This is a genomic window from Ruegeria sp. D4, from assembly GCF_056534475.1.
Map to the genome: position 1 here is coordinate 1 of NZ_JBQFPJ010000021.1, position 18,798 is coordinate 18,798.

At 58.1% G+C, this 18,798-nt stretch carries 17 protein-coding genes; 2 read left to right on the forward strand and 15 right to left on the reverse strand.

Features of this window, described 5'->3' with window-relative positions:
* The 9 genes from ACR0MI_RS20375 to ACR0MI_RS20415 all read right to left on the reverse strand — a co-directional run.
* A partial coding sequence (locus ACR0MI_RS20375) for a DeoR/GlpR family DNA-binding transcription regulator (RefSeq protein ID WP_480855442.1) occupies positions 1-647 on the reverse strand: 647 nt, incomplete at its 3' end.
* Between the two features lie 330 nt (positions 648-977).
* On the reverse strand, positions 978-2,678 hold the full coding sequence (locus ACR0MI_RS20380) for a Na/Pi cotransporter family protein (RefSeq protein ID WP_170611598.1): 1,701 nt from the start codon (positions 2,676-2,678) through the stop codon (positions 978-980).
* 4 nt (positions 2,679-2,682) lie between these two features.
* Positions 2,683-3,480, reverse strand: a complete 798-nt coding sequence (locus tag ACR0MI_RS20385) for an inositol monophosphatase family protein (RefSeq protein WP_170611596.1) — start codon at positions 3,478-3,480, stop codon at positions 2,683-2,685.
* 251 nt (positions 3,481-3,731) lie between these two features.
* Positions 3,732-3,944, reverse strand: coding sequence for a hypothetical protein (locus tag ACR0MI_RS20390; RefSeq protein WP_170817108.1), 213 nt, complete (start codon positions 3,942-3,944; stop codon positions 3,732-3,734).
* Between the two features lie 295 nt (positions 3,945-4,239).
* Positions 4,240-5,751: an AMP-binding protein gene (locus tag ACR0MI_RS20395; RefSeq protein ID WP_170619641.1), complete on the reverse strand. Its 1,512-nt coding sequence runs from the start codon at positions 5,749-5,751 to the stop codon at positions 4,240-4,242.
* Positions 5,748-7,169 carry an acylating sulfoacetaldehyde dehydrogenase gene (sauS, locus tag ACR0MI_RS20400; protein ID WP_170611590.1) on the reverse strand — a complete coding sequence of 474 codons (1,422 nt, stop codon included), beginning with the start codon at positions 7,167-7,169 and terminating at the stop codon, positions 5,748-5,750. The genes ACR0MI_RS20395 and sauS overlap by 4 nt, the downstream gene beginning before the upstream one ends.
* A gap of 60 nt (positions 7,170-7,229) precedes the next feature.
* The gene (locus ACR0MI_RS20405) at positions 7,230-8,189 is read right to left on the reverse strand and encodes a Bug family tripartite tricarboxylate transporter substrate binding protein (RefSeq protein ID WP_152459978.1); all 960 of its coding nucleotides are present in this window, start codon (positions 8,187-8,189) and stop codon (positions 7,230-7,232) included.
* Positions 8,190-8,232: 43 nt separating this feature from the next.
* The gene (locus tag ACR0MI_RS20410; RefSeq protein WP_170611589.1) at positions 8,233-8,688 is read right to left on the reverse strand and encodes a tripartite tricarboxylate transporter TctB family protein; all 456 of its coding nucleotides are present in this window, start codon (positions 8,686-8,688) and stop codon (positions 8,233-8,235) included.
* On the reverse strand, positions 8,685-10,196 hold the full coding sequence (locus tag ACR0MI_RS20415; RefSeq protein WP_152459976.1) for a tripartite tricarboxylate transporter permease: 1,512 nt from the start codon (positions 10,194-10,196) through the stop codon (positions 8,685-8,687). The genes ACR0MI_RS20410 and ACR0MI_RS20415 overlap by 4 nt, the downstream gene beginning before the upstream one ends.
* A 113-nt stretch (positions 10,197-10,309) precedes the next feature.
* Between ACR0MI_RS20415 and ACR0MI_RS20420 the strand changes: the two genes are divergently transcribed.
* On the forward strand, positions 10,310-11,350 hold the full coding sequence (locus ACR0MI_RS20420) for a LacI family DNA-binding transcriptional regulator (protein ID WP_170611587.1): 1,041 nt from the start codon (positions 10,310-10,312) through the stop codon (positions 11,348-11,350).
* 53 nt (positions 11,351-11,403) lie between these two features.
* Here ACR0MI_RS20420 and ACR0MI_RS20425 read toward each other — a convergent pair whose 3' ends face one another.
* From ACR0MI_RS20425 to ACR0MI_RS20450, 6 genes are all read right to left on the reverse strand, one after another.
* Positions 11,404-11,697, reverse strand: coding sequence for a hypothetical protein (locus ACR0MI_RS20425; protein ID WP_170611585.1), 294 nt, complete (start codon positions 11,695-11,697; stop codon positions 11,404-11,406).
* Entirely contained in the window at positions 11,687-12,739 is a 1,053-nt protein-coding gene (locus tag ACR0MI_RS20430; protein WP_480855448.1) for a hypothetical protein, read from the reverse strand. Before ACR0MI_RS20430 ends, ACR0MI_RS20425 begins: the two co-directional genes overlap by 11 nt.
* Positions 12,736-13,146, reverse strand: a complete 411-nt coding sequence (locus ACR0MI_RS20435; protein ID WP_170817110.1) for a DUF4383 domain-containing protein — start codon at positions 13,144-13,146, stop codon at positions 12,736-12,738. The genes ACR0MI_RS20430 and ACR0MI_RS20435 overlap by 4 nt, the downstream gene beginning before the upstream one ends.
* Entirely contained in the window at positions 13,143-14,627 is a 1,485-nt protein-coding gene (locus tag ACR0MI_RS20440) for an FAD-binding oxidoreductase (protein ID WP_170817111.1), read from the reverse strand. Before ACR0MI_RS20440 ends, ACR0MI_RS20435 begins: the two co-directional genes overlap by 4 nt.
* A gap of 343 nt (positions 14,628-14,970) precedes the next feature.
* On the reverse strand, positions 14,971-15,333 hold the full coding sequence (locus ACR0MI_RS20445) for a nuclear transport factor 2 family protein (protein ID WP_170611577.1): 363 nt from the start codon (positions 15,331-15,333) through the stop codon (positions 14,971-14,973).
* 195 nt (positions 15,334-15,528) lie between these two features.
* Complete coding sequence (locus ACR0MI_RS20450; protein ID WP_170611575.1) at positions 15,529-17,598, reverse strand: oxidoreductase; 2,070 nt, start codon at positions 17,596-17,598, stop codon at positions 15,529-15,531.
* Positions 17,599-17,765: 167 nt separating this feature from the next.
* Between ACR0MI_RS20450 and ACR0MI_RS20455 the strand changes: the two genes are divergently transcribed.
* Positions 17,766-18,569: a helix-turn-helix transcriptional regulator gene (locus ACR0MI_RS20455; RefSeq protein WP_480441542.1), complete on the forward strand. Its 804-nt coding sequence runs from the start codon at positions 17,766-17,768 to the stop codon at positions 18,567-18,569.
* The last annotated feature ends 229 nt before the right edge of the window (positions 18,570-18,798 follow it).

The following is an 18,798-nucleotide window of genomic DNA, read 5'->3' on the forward strand; positions in this document are numbered from 1 at the left end:
GTGTGATCCACCGCTACGATCATGCGCCGGATGTTGTTATGTAACGCGCGCGTCAGTTCAGCCTCCCGCGGGTTTAGCGCAAGAACCCCTCCGGAAAGCGACAGGGCATCCGCGCCACATATTACCGCGTCATAGCTGTACTGGCAGGCAAGCTGCTCGGCGGCACGACCGAAACTGCCGCGTTCGGATCGAATGACCTCTCCCCCGGCCAGAACCGCACGGGTTCCGTTGTGATCAGCCAGCGATGCGACAACCGACAGCGAATTGCTGACCACGGTCAAATTTTTCCGGTCGCGCAATTGCTCGGCGACATGCGTCATGGTTGACCCCACCGTAAGGAACAACACCATGCCGTCCTCGACAATCTGACTGACTTTTTTCGCGATAAGCGTCTTTTCTTCCGCGTTGAGTTCCAGCGCCCCGGAAAACATGGGTGTATCCTGCGCACGCGACAGAAAGGTCCCGCCGTGCACCCTTTCAACCATGTTTTTCTTTGCCAGGCCCTTGACCAGTCGGCGAACGGTTTCTTCCGATACGTCCATGACCTGCGCAATCTGTGTATTGCGTGCCGAGCCTCCCAGCCGCGCCAGCACATCAAGCAGCTCTCGGCCGCGGTGGGGGATGTTTTCGCTGTCGTCAGCCATCATCAAATTTCACCATAGTTTAGCCTAAAGTTCCACGTCGCAGGCAATTGTTCTGTGACAATTTCCGCCTTTTGGGTCGGGCACCCTCATTTTCCAACAAATTCGTTCACTGGGCCGGGCTTTGTTTTTTAGCTTCAAGTCGAGTGTCAGCTTGACCGCCCTTTGGTTCGGCTCTGTTTCGTTGTTACGCGCCTATTGATCCGAAACAAACGTGCGGGGTCCGATTCAGATCACAACGCGGCTTTGAAGAGGTTTGTGAGATTGATGGCGTTTCCGCCGGGGCTGTCGTTGAGGTCCTGCAAAAGGCGCGGAAGCCGCCATCGACCGGTGCTGTCATCCATCGGCCTCTGTGTCCGCATCCTTTTCCATCCGCGGCATTTCTTCGATCAGGCGCGTTTCAAGCAATTGTCCGTTCCGATACAGGATCGGATAAGCCACGGCCGCGATGTGACTGTTGAACTCCCGGAACGCGCGCAATGTCTCCAGATGGATGTCGCTGGTCTCAAAACTTTCCGTGCTGCCATGCTGCAAACGTCTGAGGTGGCGTTTGCGACTGTCACGCTCGGCCCGCTTGATCTCGGTTTTTTCAAGGCTCAACAGGCGGGCGCTTTCCAGATCGTCCGAGATCAACACATTTGAGGCCAATTTCAGATTGGCCAGGATACCTTCGTGCATTTCGACCAGTTCCGACCATCCCTCTTTCGAAAATGAGGCCCCTTTTTTGCGCATGTCGGCGGCCAGAACGGTCAGTCGCTTGGCAACGACATCGCCTGCGGTTTCCAGACGGATTGCGTATTCCATCAGATCCCGGGCCACCTTGGCGTTTTGCCTGCCGAACTCTTCGGCTGAAATGGCGGCCACGTATTTCCGGATACCCGACAGGCAGTCGTTCACGTCTTCATCCACCAGCCGAACAGCACGTATCTGCTCCTTGTCACCGCTGCGGTACAACTCCAGCGACGGCCTGAACATCGACTCGACCAGATCGCTCATCCGCAACAGCTCGCGCTTGAGACTTGAAAGCGCCTGGCTGGGGCTGCCGCTATTGCGCATATCCAGCGCGCTGGTCGGACGGCCCGGCTGGACCATCGCCTCGGCTGATTTCGGCTCCGGAAAAAGCCGCTCGAATGGTGCACGCAAACGTCCGCAGAACGGCAAAGCCAACACCAGCAACGAGGCGTTGAACGCCAGATGCGCATTGACCAGCATCTGCCCGCCTTGCAGATCCCCCAAAACACCCGCACGCAAAGCCGCAGTAGCTGCAAACAGGGTGACCACGGCCCAACTGCCACGCAACGCGAGATTGGCGAACGGAATGCGCCTGGCTGGCATTTCCATCCCCCGGGTCAGCCAAACCGGTATGAAGGCCGAGCCGAAATTAGCCCCCAACACCAACGACAGTCCGGCGGCAAACGGAATTGCGCCAATCTGAACCAGTGTCACACACATCAGGATCGCCGCAACCGATGAATGCATGACAAAGGCCAGCGCTCCGCCGACCAAGAATGCGGTTATGTAATCTCGGGCCAGATATTCTGCGACGGCAGGCAGAAAAGCACTGTCCCGGATCGGATCCATCGCCTCGCGCAGAAAGCGCAATGAGATCAGAATGAACGCAACACCCATCAGGATGCGACCCAGTTGCCGGGGCTTTTTGGACTCGGTCTTGACGAAGAGATACCCGCCAATCGCCAGCAGCAGCGGCACCAGCCAGTCCAATTTGAAGGACAGGACCTGGATAATCAGCGCCGACCCAAGATCGGCCCCCAGCACAATCGCGAGGCCGGTGGGAAAAGCCAGAAAACCGCCTGCGGCAAAACCGGATGTCAACAATGCAACTGCGGCCGAACTTTGCAGAACCACCGCCATTGCAAGACCGACCATTGATGCCTGCACATAGCTGCGCTGGCCTGTCATGACCCGCTGGAAAGAGGCTCCGTAGCTGCGCTCGATCCCGGTGCGCACCATTCGCACCGCGTAAAGCAGCAACATCGTGGCTCCGGCCAGACTGATGAGGAAGCTTACAATCGCCATGATCCTATCCGTTCACCATTTCCAGCATTTCAGCATGCAGCTCGGGCGTCGCCGCCGAAATCACACAACCATCCGAATTCAGGTCGAGTGGTTTACCATCCCAGTCCGTCATCACCCCACCTGCGGCCTCGATCACGGCCAGCACCGGCAGAAAATCATAAGGTTGCAGATCATAGTCTATCACTGCATCCACATGCCCCGCCGCAAGAAGCGCGTGCGGATAGCAGTCATAGGCAAACCGTCTGGTCTGACCGGACTGCATCAGCTTGGCGAATAACGCCGGATGATCACGATAGATCTTATCCCCTTCATTCACAAACAGGATGGACTGATCCAACCGCGTCTGGTTCGAAGTCGCGATCTCCTTGCCGTTCATTGTCGCGCCCTGACCGGATACACCAATGAAAACTTCATCTATCGCAGGCATGCCGATCACTCCGATATCCGGCTTACCATCGATCAGATGCCCAAGCAGAAAGCCAAAAAGCGGATGCCCCGAAAGGAAAGACCGGGTGCCGTCGATCGGATCAATTATCCAGACTTCGCGGCGGTTCTGCCCTTCAAACCCATGTTCTTCTCCAAAGATGCCGTGATCCGGAAAGTGTTGTTCCAGGTAGGCCCGAACCTGCGCCTCGACACCCTTGTCGGCCTGCGTCACCGGGCTCTCGTCGGACTTGAACTCAACACCAAGTCTGCCGCGAAAGTACCCCCGTGCCGCCTTGTTGGCCAATTCGGCAATCTTCACCGCGTGTGACACCAATTCGGCCGTTTCGAACGTTTGAGAGTTCTTTGGATTCAGCATCCGTTTCTGTCCTGTTTACTTATGGAGTCTTGGCTCAGTGCAACAACAACTGCGAATGAACCCGCCGAAGGTCCCATCCCACGCTACTTGGAGCGTTTTTCACTACCGGAGCCGCAATCTTTGCCCGATTGCTGATAGGGTCCTGTTGTTCGGCGCACCATCTTGTGCCACGCACAACGCCAGACCCTTCGAAGAAACCATGGCTTTGCAGTGATCCGGGCAAACAAACCCTCCGCTCCCGAAGGTTATGACTATAGCGTATTTGCGGCATCAAAATCCCACATTTCGCGATCAATCCCCACAATAAACCCACAAATTCTCTCCAACACAAGTGAATAGTACTGTTTTTGTTTGTTTTCCGGACAACTGTGTGGGTGTTTGGGGATTTCACAGGCCTCTTTCCAACCGGCTGAAACAGCTTGCGTAGAAAATGGGGTGTAAACAACGCCCGCACCGTCGGCCACACCGATACGTCGCAAGCTCCACGCTTCTTTGACGCGTAAGATCCGGCGCTCTTTTTACCCGAAGCCGGTCCCCATATTGGCCGGGTCGGACAACTCATTACCGAAAGCGAACGGTATAACAACGCTTCACAAGCCGTGACCGCGAAGATTACGCCGAAAGTGCGCCAACGAGCTGGCGCTAGTTTACTTTTCAGAGCTCGAATTTTCCGATCTGCTGGCGCCCACGCGCCGGCAGCACGATCTGGGAACAGAGTTGGCCGGTAGCGGCGTGAAACTCGACCACCCGACCTGCATGTCAAACAGACCTTTTGCTGGCCTTTTCATCGATCATCTCGAGGATCTTGTTTCGCTGGATTTTTCCGGATGGCCCCTTTGGCAGGTCCTGCAAAACATGAACTTCATCGGGCGACTTGAAATGGCCCAGTTGAGCATTGCAAAGCCTGGACAATTCCAGTGGCGTCAAAGAGGAGCCTTCGCGAATTTTCACCGCTGCCTCGACAGTCTCACCATAACTGGCACAAGGTCGGGCGAATGCGGCCGCTTCGACAACATCGGGATGAGAATAAAGCACCTCGTCAATCTCGCGCGGCGCAATGTTTTCGCCCCCTTTGATGATAAGTTCCTTCAGCCTGCCGGTGACATAGACATAACCATCCTCATCCATACGGGCGAGGTCTCCGGTCCGCAGCCAGCCATCGGATGTAAATGTGCCTTCGGTTGCGTCGGGGTTCTGGAGATATTCCAGCATGACATTCGGACCGCGTATGACCAGTTCACCTTCTGCTCCGCGTGGTACGGGCCGGAGGTTCTTGTCAAAGATATCCGCCTCATTCCCAAAAGGGATGCCCGGTGATCCGATTTTGCGAATGCCGGGCGGCAACGGATTGGACAGTATCTGCGCGGCGGTTTCCGTAAGCCCCATGGTCTCGACAATCGGGATTTCGAAACGGTTTTCAAAAGCACGCTGCACGTCCGGCGCCAAAGCGGAAGATGCAGAGCGGCCAAAACGCACACGATGGCGGGTCGGCGCATCCGGTTTTGTATCGGAATGCAGCAGGTGGGAAATGATGGTCGGGACAACCGAAAACCATGTCGCCTCGGCCTTCCCAAGGTTTTCCCAGAACCGGCTGGCGGAAAATCGTTCACACATGGCCAATGATCCGCCAGAGACAAGCGTTCCCATAACCGTCACGCACAGGCCGTTGATGTGGTAGATTGGCAGAACGCAAAACCCGCGATCAGCTTCGGACAGCTCATGTGCAACCACCGTGGTCCAGCCGCCCGCCAACAGGCTGGAATGGGTGTGAACGACGCCTTTTGGGCGCCCTGTTGTTCCGGACGTGTACATCAGAAGCGCGTGATCGCCCGGCGAAAGGTCGTGCAGATCGCCATCGGCATCTTTCGCATCTGAAATTCTCAACACGGTTATTTTCGCTGGGTCGGCCGTACGTTCAAACAAATCCACCTGTTCGGGGTGCACAAAACCATAGCGCGCACCGCTGTGGTCCAGCGCATAGGCCACCGCGCTGTCCCCCGCGACGAGGTTTATCATCGTCGCCCGGAACCCGCCGTAAAGGACGCCGAAAAGGACCTCCAGCGCTTCGCGGCAATTGGGATAAAGGATGGCGATGCTCTCTCCTTTTTCGACACCTGACCCGGTCAACATGACCGCAATTCTCTGCGCAGTTTCGCGCAGCTCGGGCCAGCTCAGGTCGCTTGCGCCATCCGGAAAAACGAAACCGGTTCCGCCCTCGGCTGCCCGTTTGTCCAGCCAGTCACGGAGGGTTCCTTTGGGCGGGTCGATCATTGCCCGGCCTCCGACCAGTACTTTCCGAAAATCTCTCCCAGCGCGGGCTCCCGCGGCGGAGTTTCACGCACGACTTTGGTGGTCTGGATGAAATGCCGCCAATGCAGGTTTGTGTCGATGGAGTTTCCCCCCCAACTGCCACAGCCCATCGACAGGGAAAAAGGCATCCCGTTGGTAAAGCTACCGCCGGTGGCAAAGGTATGCGCCTGGTTTACGATAACACGACAGGTCGGCAGATCCCGACCCAACCCGATCGCGCGCGCGTCGTCCTTTGTATGAATTCCAACCGAATGCCCTGCCCCCTGATGTGCCAGAATGCGGGCGGTGATTGTCCGGGCCTCTTCGAAGTCTGCCGCGCGATAGAGCGCCAGAACCCGGCTGAGCTTTTCTCCGGACAGGGGATGATCCGGGCCGATCCCGTCAGTCTCAACCGCCAAATATCGGGTTCCCTCGGGCACCTTGCCCGCCATGCCCAGCGCTTCAAGCATCCTTTCCGCGTCCTGCGCGATGACCGAACGGTTGAGATGACCATCGGGCCAGAGCCGGGCGATGATATCACCTGCTTTGGAAGAACGGACCAGGGCACCACCCTCGGCGGCCATCGCCGCAACGAAAGCGTCGTAGACCGCATCCACCACGACCACAGCATTCTCGGACGAACAGGAGGTCGCGTTGTCGAAACACTTCGAAGCGGCAATCTTTGCCGCTGCGGCCTGCAGATCGGCCGTCTCGTCGACAATAACCGTGACATTGCCAGCCCCAACAGCCACCGCCGGCGTGCCGCAGGATTGTGCGCGATGAACATTGTTTTGGCTGCCGGTGCAGATCACCCGGTCAACAGCCTCCATCAACCGTTGTGTCTTGGCCTTTGACCCGGGCGCAGGCAGCATCTGCACCAGATCGCGATTAAGCCCAAGCTTGTCGAATTCGGCATGTATGTAGCCAAGCAGCAATTCACAGGACGCAACACCTTTGGGGGACGGCGCGACCACGATGGCATTGCCGCCCTTGAGTGCATTGATGATGTTGTTGGCCGGCGTCGCGGCAGGGTTGGTCGACGGCACAACCGCACCAATCACGCCGATGGCGCGCGCGATCTCGGTGATACCTGTTGCCGGATCATCGCTGATAATCCCGTGCGTATTGGCGTCGGCTATATCGCGCAGTAACCCGAGCGTCTTGCGGTGGTTCTTGGTGATCTTGTCGGGCACGTTACCCAGGCCGGTGGTTTCCACGGCCAGTTCGGCAAGGGCCCGGTTGCGTTCCGGTTCCATGATGGCCCATCCCGCTGCAAGTGCCGCTTTGTCATATAGCGCCTGACTACCACTGGCTTCGAAAGCAGACTGAGCGGCACGCGCCCGTTCGACGATCCGGTCCACTTCGGCAATTTCGGGGGCAATCCCGTCCTGAGCGTTCATCTTGGTCCTCGATAGATTGACCGGGGCGGACCTGTTCCGCCCCGTTTTAGAATGTCCGGGTCAGAGACCGGCCAGCAGTTCGTTCAGTGTTTGTTGACGCTGGCCCCACATCTCTATCACCTCGTCACGGGTCATGATGTGCATCGGCGACCCGCCGGCCTCCATCTTCTTGGCGACGCGCGAATTGGCGAACATCTCAGGTACTGTCGCGGCCAGCTTTTCAATCACTTCGGGCGGTGTTCCTTTTGGCACCATCACACCCCGGAAATTGACCGACGAGTTGTCCACGTCCAGCCCCTGTTCCATCATCGTTGGAACATCCGGCAGGAACGCGTTGCGTTCAAGATCGGCGACACCCAGAATTTTGACATTGCCCGCTTCCTGCGCGCGGAATGCGTCGGACAGGTTGTTGATGCCGCCCATGACCTCACCGGCAATCACGGCCTTCATGGCCGCCGCGCCGCCACCCTTGGTCGGGATATAAGCCATCTTGGTTCCGGCTGCTTTGTCGATTTGCAGCGCCGCGATGTGGTGGCCCACAAACAATCCGGCACCGGATACCGTCAGCTTGCCCGGGTTTTCCTTGGCATAGGCAATGACATCCTGCATCGAGTTGAACGGGCTGTCGGCGCCCACGACAAATACCGCCGGATCCGCACCCCAGTTCGCGATAGGTTCGAAACTGTCGGTCGAATACTCCACGCCACCCTTGATCGACTGGGCGATGAAATGCGGAACATTGTAGGCCGCCAGCGTATAGCCGTCTGCATCCGCCTGCGTGGCGAACCAGTTCCAGCCCACGCGGCCACCCGCGCCGGGCTTGTTGATGATGGCGATGGGCATTCCCAGCGCGTCCTCGTTTCCGGCGGTCATGGTCACGATCCGCGCCTGAAAGTCTGTCGCGCCGCCAGCCCCGTAGCTGACCATCATCATGATCGGCCGTTCGGGATAGTCCTCGGCCGCCGCCGCACCCGTCAGGCTCATGAGGGCCAAAGCCGCCCCGGCAATCAATCGTTTCATTTTGCGTTTCCTCCCTGATTTGGTTCTTCCGCTGTTTGCGCGGTCAGAACAGAATTTCCCTTGGCGTGTGGACGTTCAGAAGCATGGAAAAGAGGCCGTACATCACCGCCACGAAGACGCCCGTGATGATCCCGCGCCGGATCCAGCTTTTGACGTCCGAATGCGGCGCCGGGTCATAGATCGACAGCAGGATGAAGAAGGCGATTGTTGTCGCGGTGTAAAAACCCAGCGACTTGGCCGCCCAGAACACATAGATCAGCGTCACGATCAGACCCGGCAGCATGTTGACAAACATCGTGCGCGTGACGCCGTTGCCAACCTTGGACAATCCCATGACTGCCTTGCCAAACGTCCATCCGGCCAGAACCACAAAAACGGTTGCGATCAGACGCGGGAACAGGAACGCCTCGGCCGGTTGCTGGGTGTAGCTGACCCAGGTCACCCAAAGGCCGACCGAAAAGACAAGACCTGATCCGAATACATGCTGCGAACGGTTCATGCCTGTGCCTCCTCTTTGGTGGTGTAGCGACGGTGGCGCAATTCCATCCAAACCGAATAAGCGACCGACGCCAGCACAATGGCGATCAGGAACAGGTTCAAACCGCCACTCAGGAAGTATGCGGCCTTGCCCACGGTGGCGTCAGCAATCATTCCGCCCTGAATGAAGTTGGCTTCGGCGATGGGTCCCAGGATCAGGCCCAAAACCAGTGGCGCCGCCGAAAAACCAAACCGTTCCAGAAAGAACATGCCTATCCCCAGGCAAGCCATGACATAGACGTCACCCATCGAACCCTGAACCGAGTATGCTCCGAAAACGGACAGCGCCAGGACGATTGCAGCCATCACCGATTGCGGCACCTGCGCGACACGGGCTGCAAGACCGGCAACGTAAAGGCCAAAGATGCACATCAGCACCTGCCCGATCAGCATCGAGTTGATGAAGGTCCATGCCACGTCCGGGTGGTTGTCGAACAGGTCCGACCCCGGGAAGATGCCGTGGATCAGCAATCCGCCCAGCAGAACCGCAGCGGTGGGGCTTCCGGGGATCGAAAGGGTCAGCAGCGGCACCAGAGACGGGCCGACCATGGCATTGTTGGCGGATTCCGCGGCAATGACGCCCTCGGAATGACCGGTGCCGAACTTGTCTTTTTCGGATGAGAACTTCTTGGTCTGGTCATAGGCCACAAGGCCCGCGATCTGCCCACCGACACCCGGGATCAGGCCGATGATCGAACCTGTCAGGGTTCCGATGCTTAGGGCCCGCGTGCGGCTGAACAGCTCCCGGAAGGCGGCCATTATCGAGTGGCGCTGCACCTCGATGACCTCGGCTCCGGCATTGTGGCGCCCTTTGGCGAACATCGTCAGAACCTGCGGGATTGCGAAAAGTCCGATCAGGGCGGCAATGATGTTGATGCCGCCACCCAAGGCGGGATGAAAAATGAACCTCTGCGCGCCCATGATGTCGTCGAAGCCGATGGTCGCAAGCCACAGCCCGATGCAACCCGACAGCAACCCTTTGACAACCGACGCGGAATCCAGCGTTCCGATCACCGTGACACCCAGAATGGCCAGCCAGAACAGGTGCGACGGACCAAAGGCCAGCGCCCATTTCGCCAGAACCGGGGTCAGGAAGATCAGAAGCAAAACGCCAAATATCCCGCCGACGGCCGAGGCGAGAAAGGACAATTGCAGCGCCCGCGCACCCTGTCCCTGTTTCGCCATGGTGTGCCCGTCCAGCGTCGTGGCGATATTGGCAGGCGCTCCGGGGATTTTCAGCAAAATGGCGCTGACCGCGCCGCCCGCGACGGTCGAGGTATAGGCAGCGCCCAGCAGGATCAGGCCCTGCGCGGCCTCAAGCTGGAAGGTGAACGGGATCAGCAACGCAACCGCCATCGTGGGTGACAGGCCCGGCGTCGCCCCAAGGATCAACCCGCCGATCGTGCCACCCAAAAGCAACAGGAACGAGAGCGGCGTGAACACATCTCCGAAGTAGTAAATGAATTCCATTCAGGGCCTCCCAACCCGTCGGTTCACACTTTTACTTTTGTTGACAAATCAGGTTAGGCGATGAAAATAGTATTGCAAATGTTTTCATAAAATCGACTGTGCGAGAGGGTTTTATGGCTAAATTTCAGAAGGATAAGGTGGATATCGTGGCCGTTGCAAAGGCCGCAAAAGTTTCACCCTCGACCGTTTCCCGCACCTTCAACCACCCCAATCTGGTCAACCCTGCGACTCGGAAAAAGATCAACCGGGCCGTTCAGCGATTGGGCTACATCCGCAACCGCGCGGCTCAGACGATGCATGGAAAACGGTCGGGCACGATCGGCCTGGTGGTGCCAACAATCAATCACGCCATTTTTGCCGAAGTCATTCAGGCTTTTTCGGATTCAATCGACAAGGCCGGCTTCAGTCTCTTGCTGGCGTCGCACGGGTATGACCTGGATCGGGAATACGCCATGGTTCGCAAGCTGCTGGAACATCGCGTCGACGGCGTGGCACTGGTTGGGTTGGAACATTCCGATGCCACCGCCCGACTGATCGAACAGCAGAAAATCCCGGCGCTTGCGATCTGGAACTATTCCGAGGATTCCGCCCTTCCCTGTGTTGGGGCAGACAATCGACTGGCAGGACGTCTTGCGACCGAGCACCTGCTGGCCTTGGGGCACCGGGACATTGGATTGATCTTCCCCAAAACGACCGGCAATGACCGTGCGCAAAACCGGCTGTCCGCCGTGCATGATGCACTTGAGGAAATGGGCGTATCCATCCCGAGCGAGCATGAGTCGGAAGCTCCGTACAGTGTGTCTCAGGCCAAACAGGCCGCCCTGACCCTTTTGACGGAACAATCTCGTCCCACGGCCCTGCTTTGCGGAAATGACGTCATCGCGCAGGGCGCTTTGTTTGCGGCCCAGAGCCTAGGTTTGAAGGTTCCCGATGACCTCTCGATCATCGGTATCGGGGATTTCAAGGGATCCGCAGATGTCGAACCGGGGCTCACCACCATTCGCATCCCCGCCGAAACCATCGGCAAGCTCGCCGGTGAAAGGTTCACCGACTACATAACCTCGGACGAACCAGAGCCTTTCAGGCTCTGCTGTGAACTGGAGTGCATTGTCAGGGGAACAACTGCCAGCACTCGTTTTTCCCGAACTGTTTGAATGGTTCTTGCCCAGTAAGACAAGACGACCGCGTGATCCCAGGCGGGCCTTGCTCAATCTGCCTTCGGCATGGGCAAGCAGCCTGTCAATCCCGCAGGCAGCACCATCCAGGCCCCCGACCGATACAATAGTGGCACGAAGCCATCCTGCTCGGACGTGAGTGTAACGCTGACAACTGAAGCTGAGATCATCGATATTTCGTTCGGAAGGGACTGCAGAAACCCGTCGGTCGGGAACAAGACGACATAGGCCGGGGCCTCGTCCGTCAACAGGGCCGTCACCAGCATGATGACCAGCCAGCCGATCAGCATTGAAGGTAATGCAATCAGGACAGACCTAGTAGTCATGGATATGCTCCAGCTTCTGCTCTCCTATATCTAATGCACGGATCCGGTCGGCCAATTCGGAAACTTTCACCACCATCAGATGCCGGTAATCGCCAGACCCTTGCCGTAAACGACTGTAGATAGCACCGTCCATGTCCGGATCACCGGACAGGACTGTGAACAGGATGTCGTCATTCCCTGCGATCTCCATAAAATCCACTCCCTCACGCGCCCAGCGTTGCAGCAGAAGGGTCAACGCGCGGTATCGGGGAGTTTCCACTTCGATCCCCTGCGGATGCTCCGCCAGAACATGAACACCCTCCTCTTTGTCCAGCAGGGAACGGTCCGCATTTTCAACAATCATCCGCAGGGTCGGTTCATCCTGACCCACCTGCGCCACCGCATCGGCGATCACATCCGCATAGGCGGCCTTGACCCCGTATTCGATCCCCAGGGCGATCCGCCGCTCACGGTCCCGCAAATTGTCCGTGGCCTGTTCGTTCAAATCAGCCCGATCCTCGCGAAACCGCCATTTGTACCACGGAACCTGCTGCAAAAACCTGGCATAGCCAGCGGCTTGGCTGGCCGAGAGATCATCCAAAGGCGCCCGTGTCTGTCCGCGCAGCGCCGCGAAAACCCGGCCAAAGGTTTCCTCATAGGCGGCTTTGAGCAGCAATTCGGCGGAAAAACTGACCCCGATCACATAGACCATTTGCTTGTTCGCGCCATCAACCGCGCCATGGGAACTTGCAGCAGCACTCAGCGCGCAAAGCGAAGACCAGAACCCTCCGACAGCGCGAAAATATCCGTACTCATGCGGATCACCGGATTGGATGACCGTGGCGTAATCCTCGTAAGCATGAACGATGTGCCATTCCGGATAGGTCATCAGGGTCCGGGTTTCGGGTCGGTGAAAGGCGGGATCGATCAGCGCCTCATAGGCGGCAGGCTGGCCCGACCCCCGGCACATGATTTCCACATAGGCAATCGGCGACAGCAATCCCGCAACGCAGATCACTACCACCAGAAACAGCCATTTGCAGTATCGCCACAGCCGCCTCACCCGTGCTCGGCTCCGCCGCGAAACCCGGCCCAGACGCCGATTCCGCCCAATGCCAGATGCGGCAGGTTCGCAAGGAACCGCGGCAGCGACCAATCGGCGCCCAGCGATGCGTTGGTGAATATTCCAAGATCAAGGAACCCGTAGCCGGTGAAGATGCCGAATATCCCATCCCCCAGATAGGCCAGCCCGAACAGGATCAGGAATGTCCGCGCCGCCCGATGGGAAAGTAGCCCCGCGATCAGCGCCCACAGGGCCGAAGCCACATGCAGTGCATCGTCGTAGATATCCAGCGCAAAGATGCCAAAAACCAACCCATCTTCATCCGTCAGGCCCGGGATATAGTTCAGCGACGCCGCGATCATGAGCGCCACGAAATACCCCAAACACAGTTTTTGCAGATTGCTCATAGCTGCCCCAGATACTGATCCCAAAGATTGTTGCGCAGCACCAGATCGGGGTCCAGTTCCCGCTTTGCTTTCGCAAATTCCTCTGCCCGTGGGTAGGCACCGGTCAACTGTCCGATTGTGGCGTGCGGGCGGTAAGGCAGGTAATAGGCCCCGCCAATCTCGACAATCCGGTCAATCAGCGCGCGGGTCATGCGCGCCATATCCGCTTCACCGCGTTGGGTCAGCTCCTGACTGAAGGACATGACGGCAGCAATCCGCGGTACACGGGCAAAGGACAGCACAGATTGATCGTCCTGCGCCACATACCGAAGGGTCACATTCAGGAACTCCTGATACGAGGCCGGGATTACCTCGCGGCAGGCCTCGACAAAGCTGTCGAAGGCGTCAAACCCGACGAAATGCTCGTGCAAAATGTCCGTCCGGTCGGGGTTGCGATCATCCAGTGTCACCACCGGTTCATTGATCAGCGAGTTGCGCGTCACCTCACCTGACCCCAGAGCGGGGCCAACTCTGGTTTCATTCCACCAGCGGAAGGATTTGAACGTCTCATTGCCAAGCTGGGCGCGATAAATCCGGCTGGCCGCATGGGCCATCCATCCGGAACCGGAGGCCGCCGGCAGATCGTCTTGATCTTCTGTCTCGCGATATGTGATCAGCAGCGCCATTTGAAAGAACGACTCGCGTTCCACATTCAGCCGCCCGTAGGCCATCGTCACTGTCGGATCCATGATTGCCGCCTTGAAACGGTCGGCAAATTCGCCGGTTTCCATCACCTCAAATGCCGGAGACAGCCGGGCATTTCTGACCATCTCGATCTCCATGTCCACGATGACTCCGATAAGGCCGTATCCCCCCATCGCAAGGTTGAACAGGTCGGTGTTTTCGGTTGGTGAACAGGTCACCAGATCGCCGGACGGCAACACCATCCGGAGGGACCGCACAGTGGATCCCATCGGTCCGAACGGCACCGGCCAACCATGCGCATTGACCGAATAGGTCGCAGCGAGGCCGAAGTCATTGTTGGATTGCATCACTTTGGGCGACCATCCCTGGGGGTCGAGCGCCGCAATGACATCCGACCACCGCGCGCCCGCATGGGCCCGATAGCTTTGATTGGCCGTGTCCAGTTCGACACGCGCATTGTCAAAAGTCATGGCCGTGCCGTCACGCGGGATCGCTTGCCCTCCCATGGAATGACGCGCCGCGCCGACGTTCAGGGGCCGTCCTTCCGCACGCGCCTGTGACATTTCTCGCCGGATCACCGCAACCAGTTCCTTATCGCTCTCTGAAATCCGCAGATGCTTTTGGATCGGCGTCGCCGACAGACCGCTTGCATCGTTCAGATAGTTCTCCCCGGTCGGCGCAACGATGCGGTTTGCACCGGCATAGGTGGGCAACTCCGCCCGAAACAGGCCTGCCAATCCCCATCCCGCCAAACCACCGGCACCGACCAGCGCGGCACGGCGTGTAAAATTCTTCATTATGTCTTCCTCCCACAGTCGGTGCGGAAACCCAAAACAATACTGAAATCAGCTGAGCTAATACCGTGTTTTGGAGGAGTTATCTCACAAAGTCATGGCCGCAGGGAAGGCACCGCAGAGAAATGAAACCAAGTGGCAATTTCCGTGTGCGAAATGCCTGGAAGGAAACACGCCATTCCGCCCGATGACAGGAAGCTCTGCATCGGTCTCTCGCGTTTTCGAACCCGCCGGTGGCAGCTTTCTGCGCGGATATTCAGACCGCCTCGAAACCAGTGATCAAAGCCGACCGACGAACATCACGACAGCTTGATGCAAGTGACGAAAAATACCCGCTCTGCTTGGTTCAGGCGTCGAAGTTCCAGATGTCGCGCTGAACCTTCCAGCCGTCGTTGCCTTTCTGGAAGTAGAGAATGTACTTCCCTGAGAGGTCCTGCCCTCCCATCGAGCCCGTCAACGTTCCCATGGTAACGGCAAAGTCTCCGCTGACATGCGCCCCGGTCGGGTTGGCCACGACGTTGCTTAGACCTCCGTCAATTGCGGCCTGCCAATACTCGCGGATCGCGGAGTGACCCGACATGGTCGGTGCGCCCGGCGGCATGATCGCGCCGTCTTCGGCATAGGGTGCGGTTGCCTTGCTGGCATCCTTTGCGTTGATCCCTTCAATGATTGCCGCATCGAGCGCTTTAACGGTGTCCAGAACTGACATCTTCTCCTCCCGAGTTTTCCCGCAGATGATCACAGACTACCACAGTTGCCCGAGTCGCTTCACATCTGCGATGCCAGGACCGGGTAAGCCCCGGGAAAAGCGGAAGGCGACGAAGGCCAATCGGCTCAGCTTAGGTCGCTTTGCCTCTGGTCCTCCATCGCCCGATTAGCGGCGGCAAACAAGCCCACGCCAATCTCAATCCGCTGCCAGTTCCGTGATCTCGCGGCGGAAAGGCAAGGCGTCTCCGATATCCGGCCCGTCCAGCTCGCGGGCGTATCGATGCCCGGCATAGGTTGCCCATGCAATCGGCCCCGGCGCATTGGCGTCTCCGATCAGCTTGACGGACTTGATGCCTGCCTCGGCCCAATAGGTCTCTTTCGCCTTAAGGGCGTTGTAGACGCCGTTGTTCTCAAGCCGGGATGCGACCATTACGAAGGCATCGGTTTCGATCTTCCAGGTGCGGTCCGTATACACACAGTTCGATACCACGTGATCGGCGTGGATTTCCGCCACACCCTGATTGAGCACGATTTCGACCCCGGCTTCGACCAGTCGCGGGTGGATTGCGATCTGTTCCAGCGTGTTGTTCGTCCAGTCGCTGACATAGGCTGACGGCGTGACGAGCGTCACCTGCGCCCCGTTTCTCGCCAGCAACTCGGCCAGCACGCCGCCCATGTAGTAGTGGTCGTCGTCATACACCACCACGCGGCCCGAAGGGATCGTACCATCCATCAGGTCGTCAGGCGTATAGACCTTGGCGCCATCTGCAATCGGCATTGGCACGACATGCTGACGGGCAACACCGTCGCGACGCCATGTGGATCCGGTCGCGATACAGACGTTTTCGAATCCGAACTCAAGAATGCTGTCGGCATCCAGCTCACTCTCTCGGTAGATCTCCACGTTCGGGCGCTGTTGCAACTGGTACTCCCGGTAGTCCACGACACGCCCCCAGGCACTGAGCCCCGGCAACGCGCGTTCGCGGGTGACACGTCCTCCGATCACGTCCCGCGCTTCGGCCACGGCCACATCATACCCGCGGCGGCACAGCGCCCATGCCGCTTCAAGTCCCGCAGGACCAGAGCCAACAATCAGCACGTTCGAGCTGTCGCCCTTTTCGTTCATCTTCTCGGGGTGCCAGCCCTTGCGCCATTCCTCCATGAAGGTCGGGTTCTGTGTACAGCGGCTGATCGACATGGTCATGTCGCCGGTGATGCAGATATTGCAGCCGATGCATTCGCGAATGTCGTCGATCCGGCCTTCCTCGATCTTCTTCGGCAGGAACGGGTCGGCAATGGATGGGCGGGCGCAGCCGATGAAATCCAGCGTTCCGGACTTGATCATCCTGGCCATCACATCCGGTGAAGTGAACCGCCCTACCCCGACGATGGGCTTGTCTGTAAGTTCATGAATGCCGCGCACAAGATGTTCCTGCGCCGCCTCTTCCTTGAACCGCGACGGGCCCGAGCAATCTTCCCAGGTGCCCTGCGCCAGATCCCAGAGATCGGGCAGATCCTTGTTCATCTCGACATAGTCGCGCACCTCGGCGTTCGAGAACCCAAGTTCGCCGATGGTTTCGTCCAGCGACACCCGCAGCGTGATCGCCATCTTGTCGCCCACAGCGTCGCGCATGTCAGCGATGACTTCCTGACTGAACCGGGCCCGGTTTTCCAGAGAACCGCCATATTCATCGCTGCGCTGGTTGGTGGCCCGGCTCAGGAAGTGCTGAAAAATCCCGAACCCGTGTGCGCCATACAGGCAGATCAGGTCAAATCCGGCATCCTGCGACCGTTTGGCCGCATTCACGAACCAACGGCGCAGGTCCCGGATGTCCTGCTTGTCCAGTGCGCGCGCCTGAACCGGATCGTTGGTGAACGTACGGATCGGCAATGCGGTCGGTGCCAGCGGTACCTCTTTCGTGTAAAGGTTCGGCCCGTTGATGCCCGAATAGGCCAATTGGATCCCGGCCAGCGCGCCATGTTCTTTCATTTTCTCGGACATCTTGCGCAGTTGCGGAATGTCCTTGTCTTCCCACAAACGCAATTCGATGAACGGCGTGATCTCCGAGGTATGGTGCATCTCGCACTGTTCGGTAAAGATCACGCCCCAGCCGCCCTCGGCCTTGATACCCCGCATCGCAGCAGCAGCCGAAGGATCACGATAGCCGCCGCCATTGCAGTGCGGCACCTGATAGAAGCGGTTCTTGGCGGTCAGCGGGCCAATCTTCATCGGTTCGAACAGAACATCATAGCGTGGATCGCGCATTGCTGGATCTCCCTTAGGCATCTGGCGGTATCGCCCTGTGGCGGGCCGAAATTCTGATGGTCAGAGCGTATTTCGCGCTGGATATACCCCCTTATTTCGACAATCATGGTAGATCATGGATCATGAGGGGGTATATACCCCCAAAGAGGTATAGCGCCGTGGACCACATGCCCAAGCCAGAGCTTCTGGCGGACACAATCCTGTCCATAGGTACCACCGGGTTTGCCCAGCGATTGCAAAACTGGCTCGGCGCCTGCCTGCGTATCGATAACATGACCATCGTCGCTTTCTTCAAAAGCCAACAACCAGAGGTCTTTCTGACCCAAGCCAGCGAGAAGCGCGTTTTTGAACGTATGAACAGCCACTATGTAACAGGCGCCTACCTGCTGGACCCGTTCTATTCCCTGCACGCGGCAGACGCGGCAGATGGGATGTATCGGCTAAGCGACATTGCCCCGGACCAGTTTCATCGCAACGAGTACTACAAATCCTATTATCAACGCACCACGCTCGCCGATGAGATCGCATTCTTCTCGTCTCCGACGCAGGGCGTGTCGATGACCGTCTGTCTGGGGCGGGATGCGACCACCGCATCACGGTTTTCATCCCGTGATCTTGAACAGGCAAGGCAATTGGCCCCGGTTGTAAATGCGCTGGTCAGGCAGAACTGGTCGGACCTCAGACCGCAGGGCTCAGACACGCCGGAAGATGTCGTCGATCTTTTGCGTCACCGACTGTCCTCGGAACTCGAGATCAGCTTGAGCGCAAGGCAAGCTGAGATCGCACTTTTGATCCTGCAGGGGCATTCATCGGTTTCCATCGGCCTCACGCTTGGGATCAGCCCGCAAACCGTCAAAGTCATACGCAAGCAGCTTTACAGGAAATGCCAGATCTCTTCGCAGGGAGAGCTGTTTTATCTGATCGCACCGTACCTGTCCGATCACGGCCAACTGCAATCAAAACAAGCGTAAATCCTGCCAGATTAGCCAAAACCTAACTAAGGGTAAGCTAGACAGTAATTTCGCCCAATTCCAACTTGTGGAACGTTCCTCACGAAACGCGCAAGGCGTGCTGGATCGGCACGGAAAGCTGTAATCGCGAAGTGACCGTCGCCCGAACAATGGTCACTTTTACGACTGCACGCCGTCCTCCGAAATCGGTGATTACAGGGGCCTCCATATTTGGAGCCGTCTGACAGAC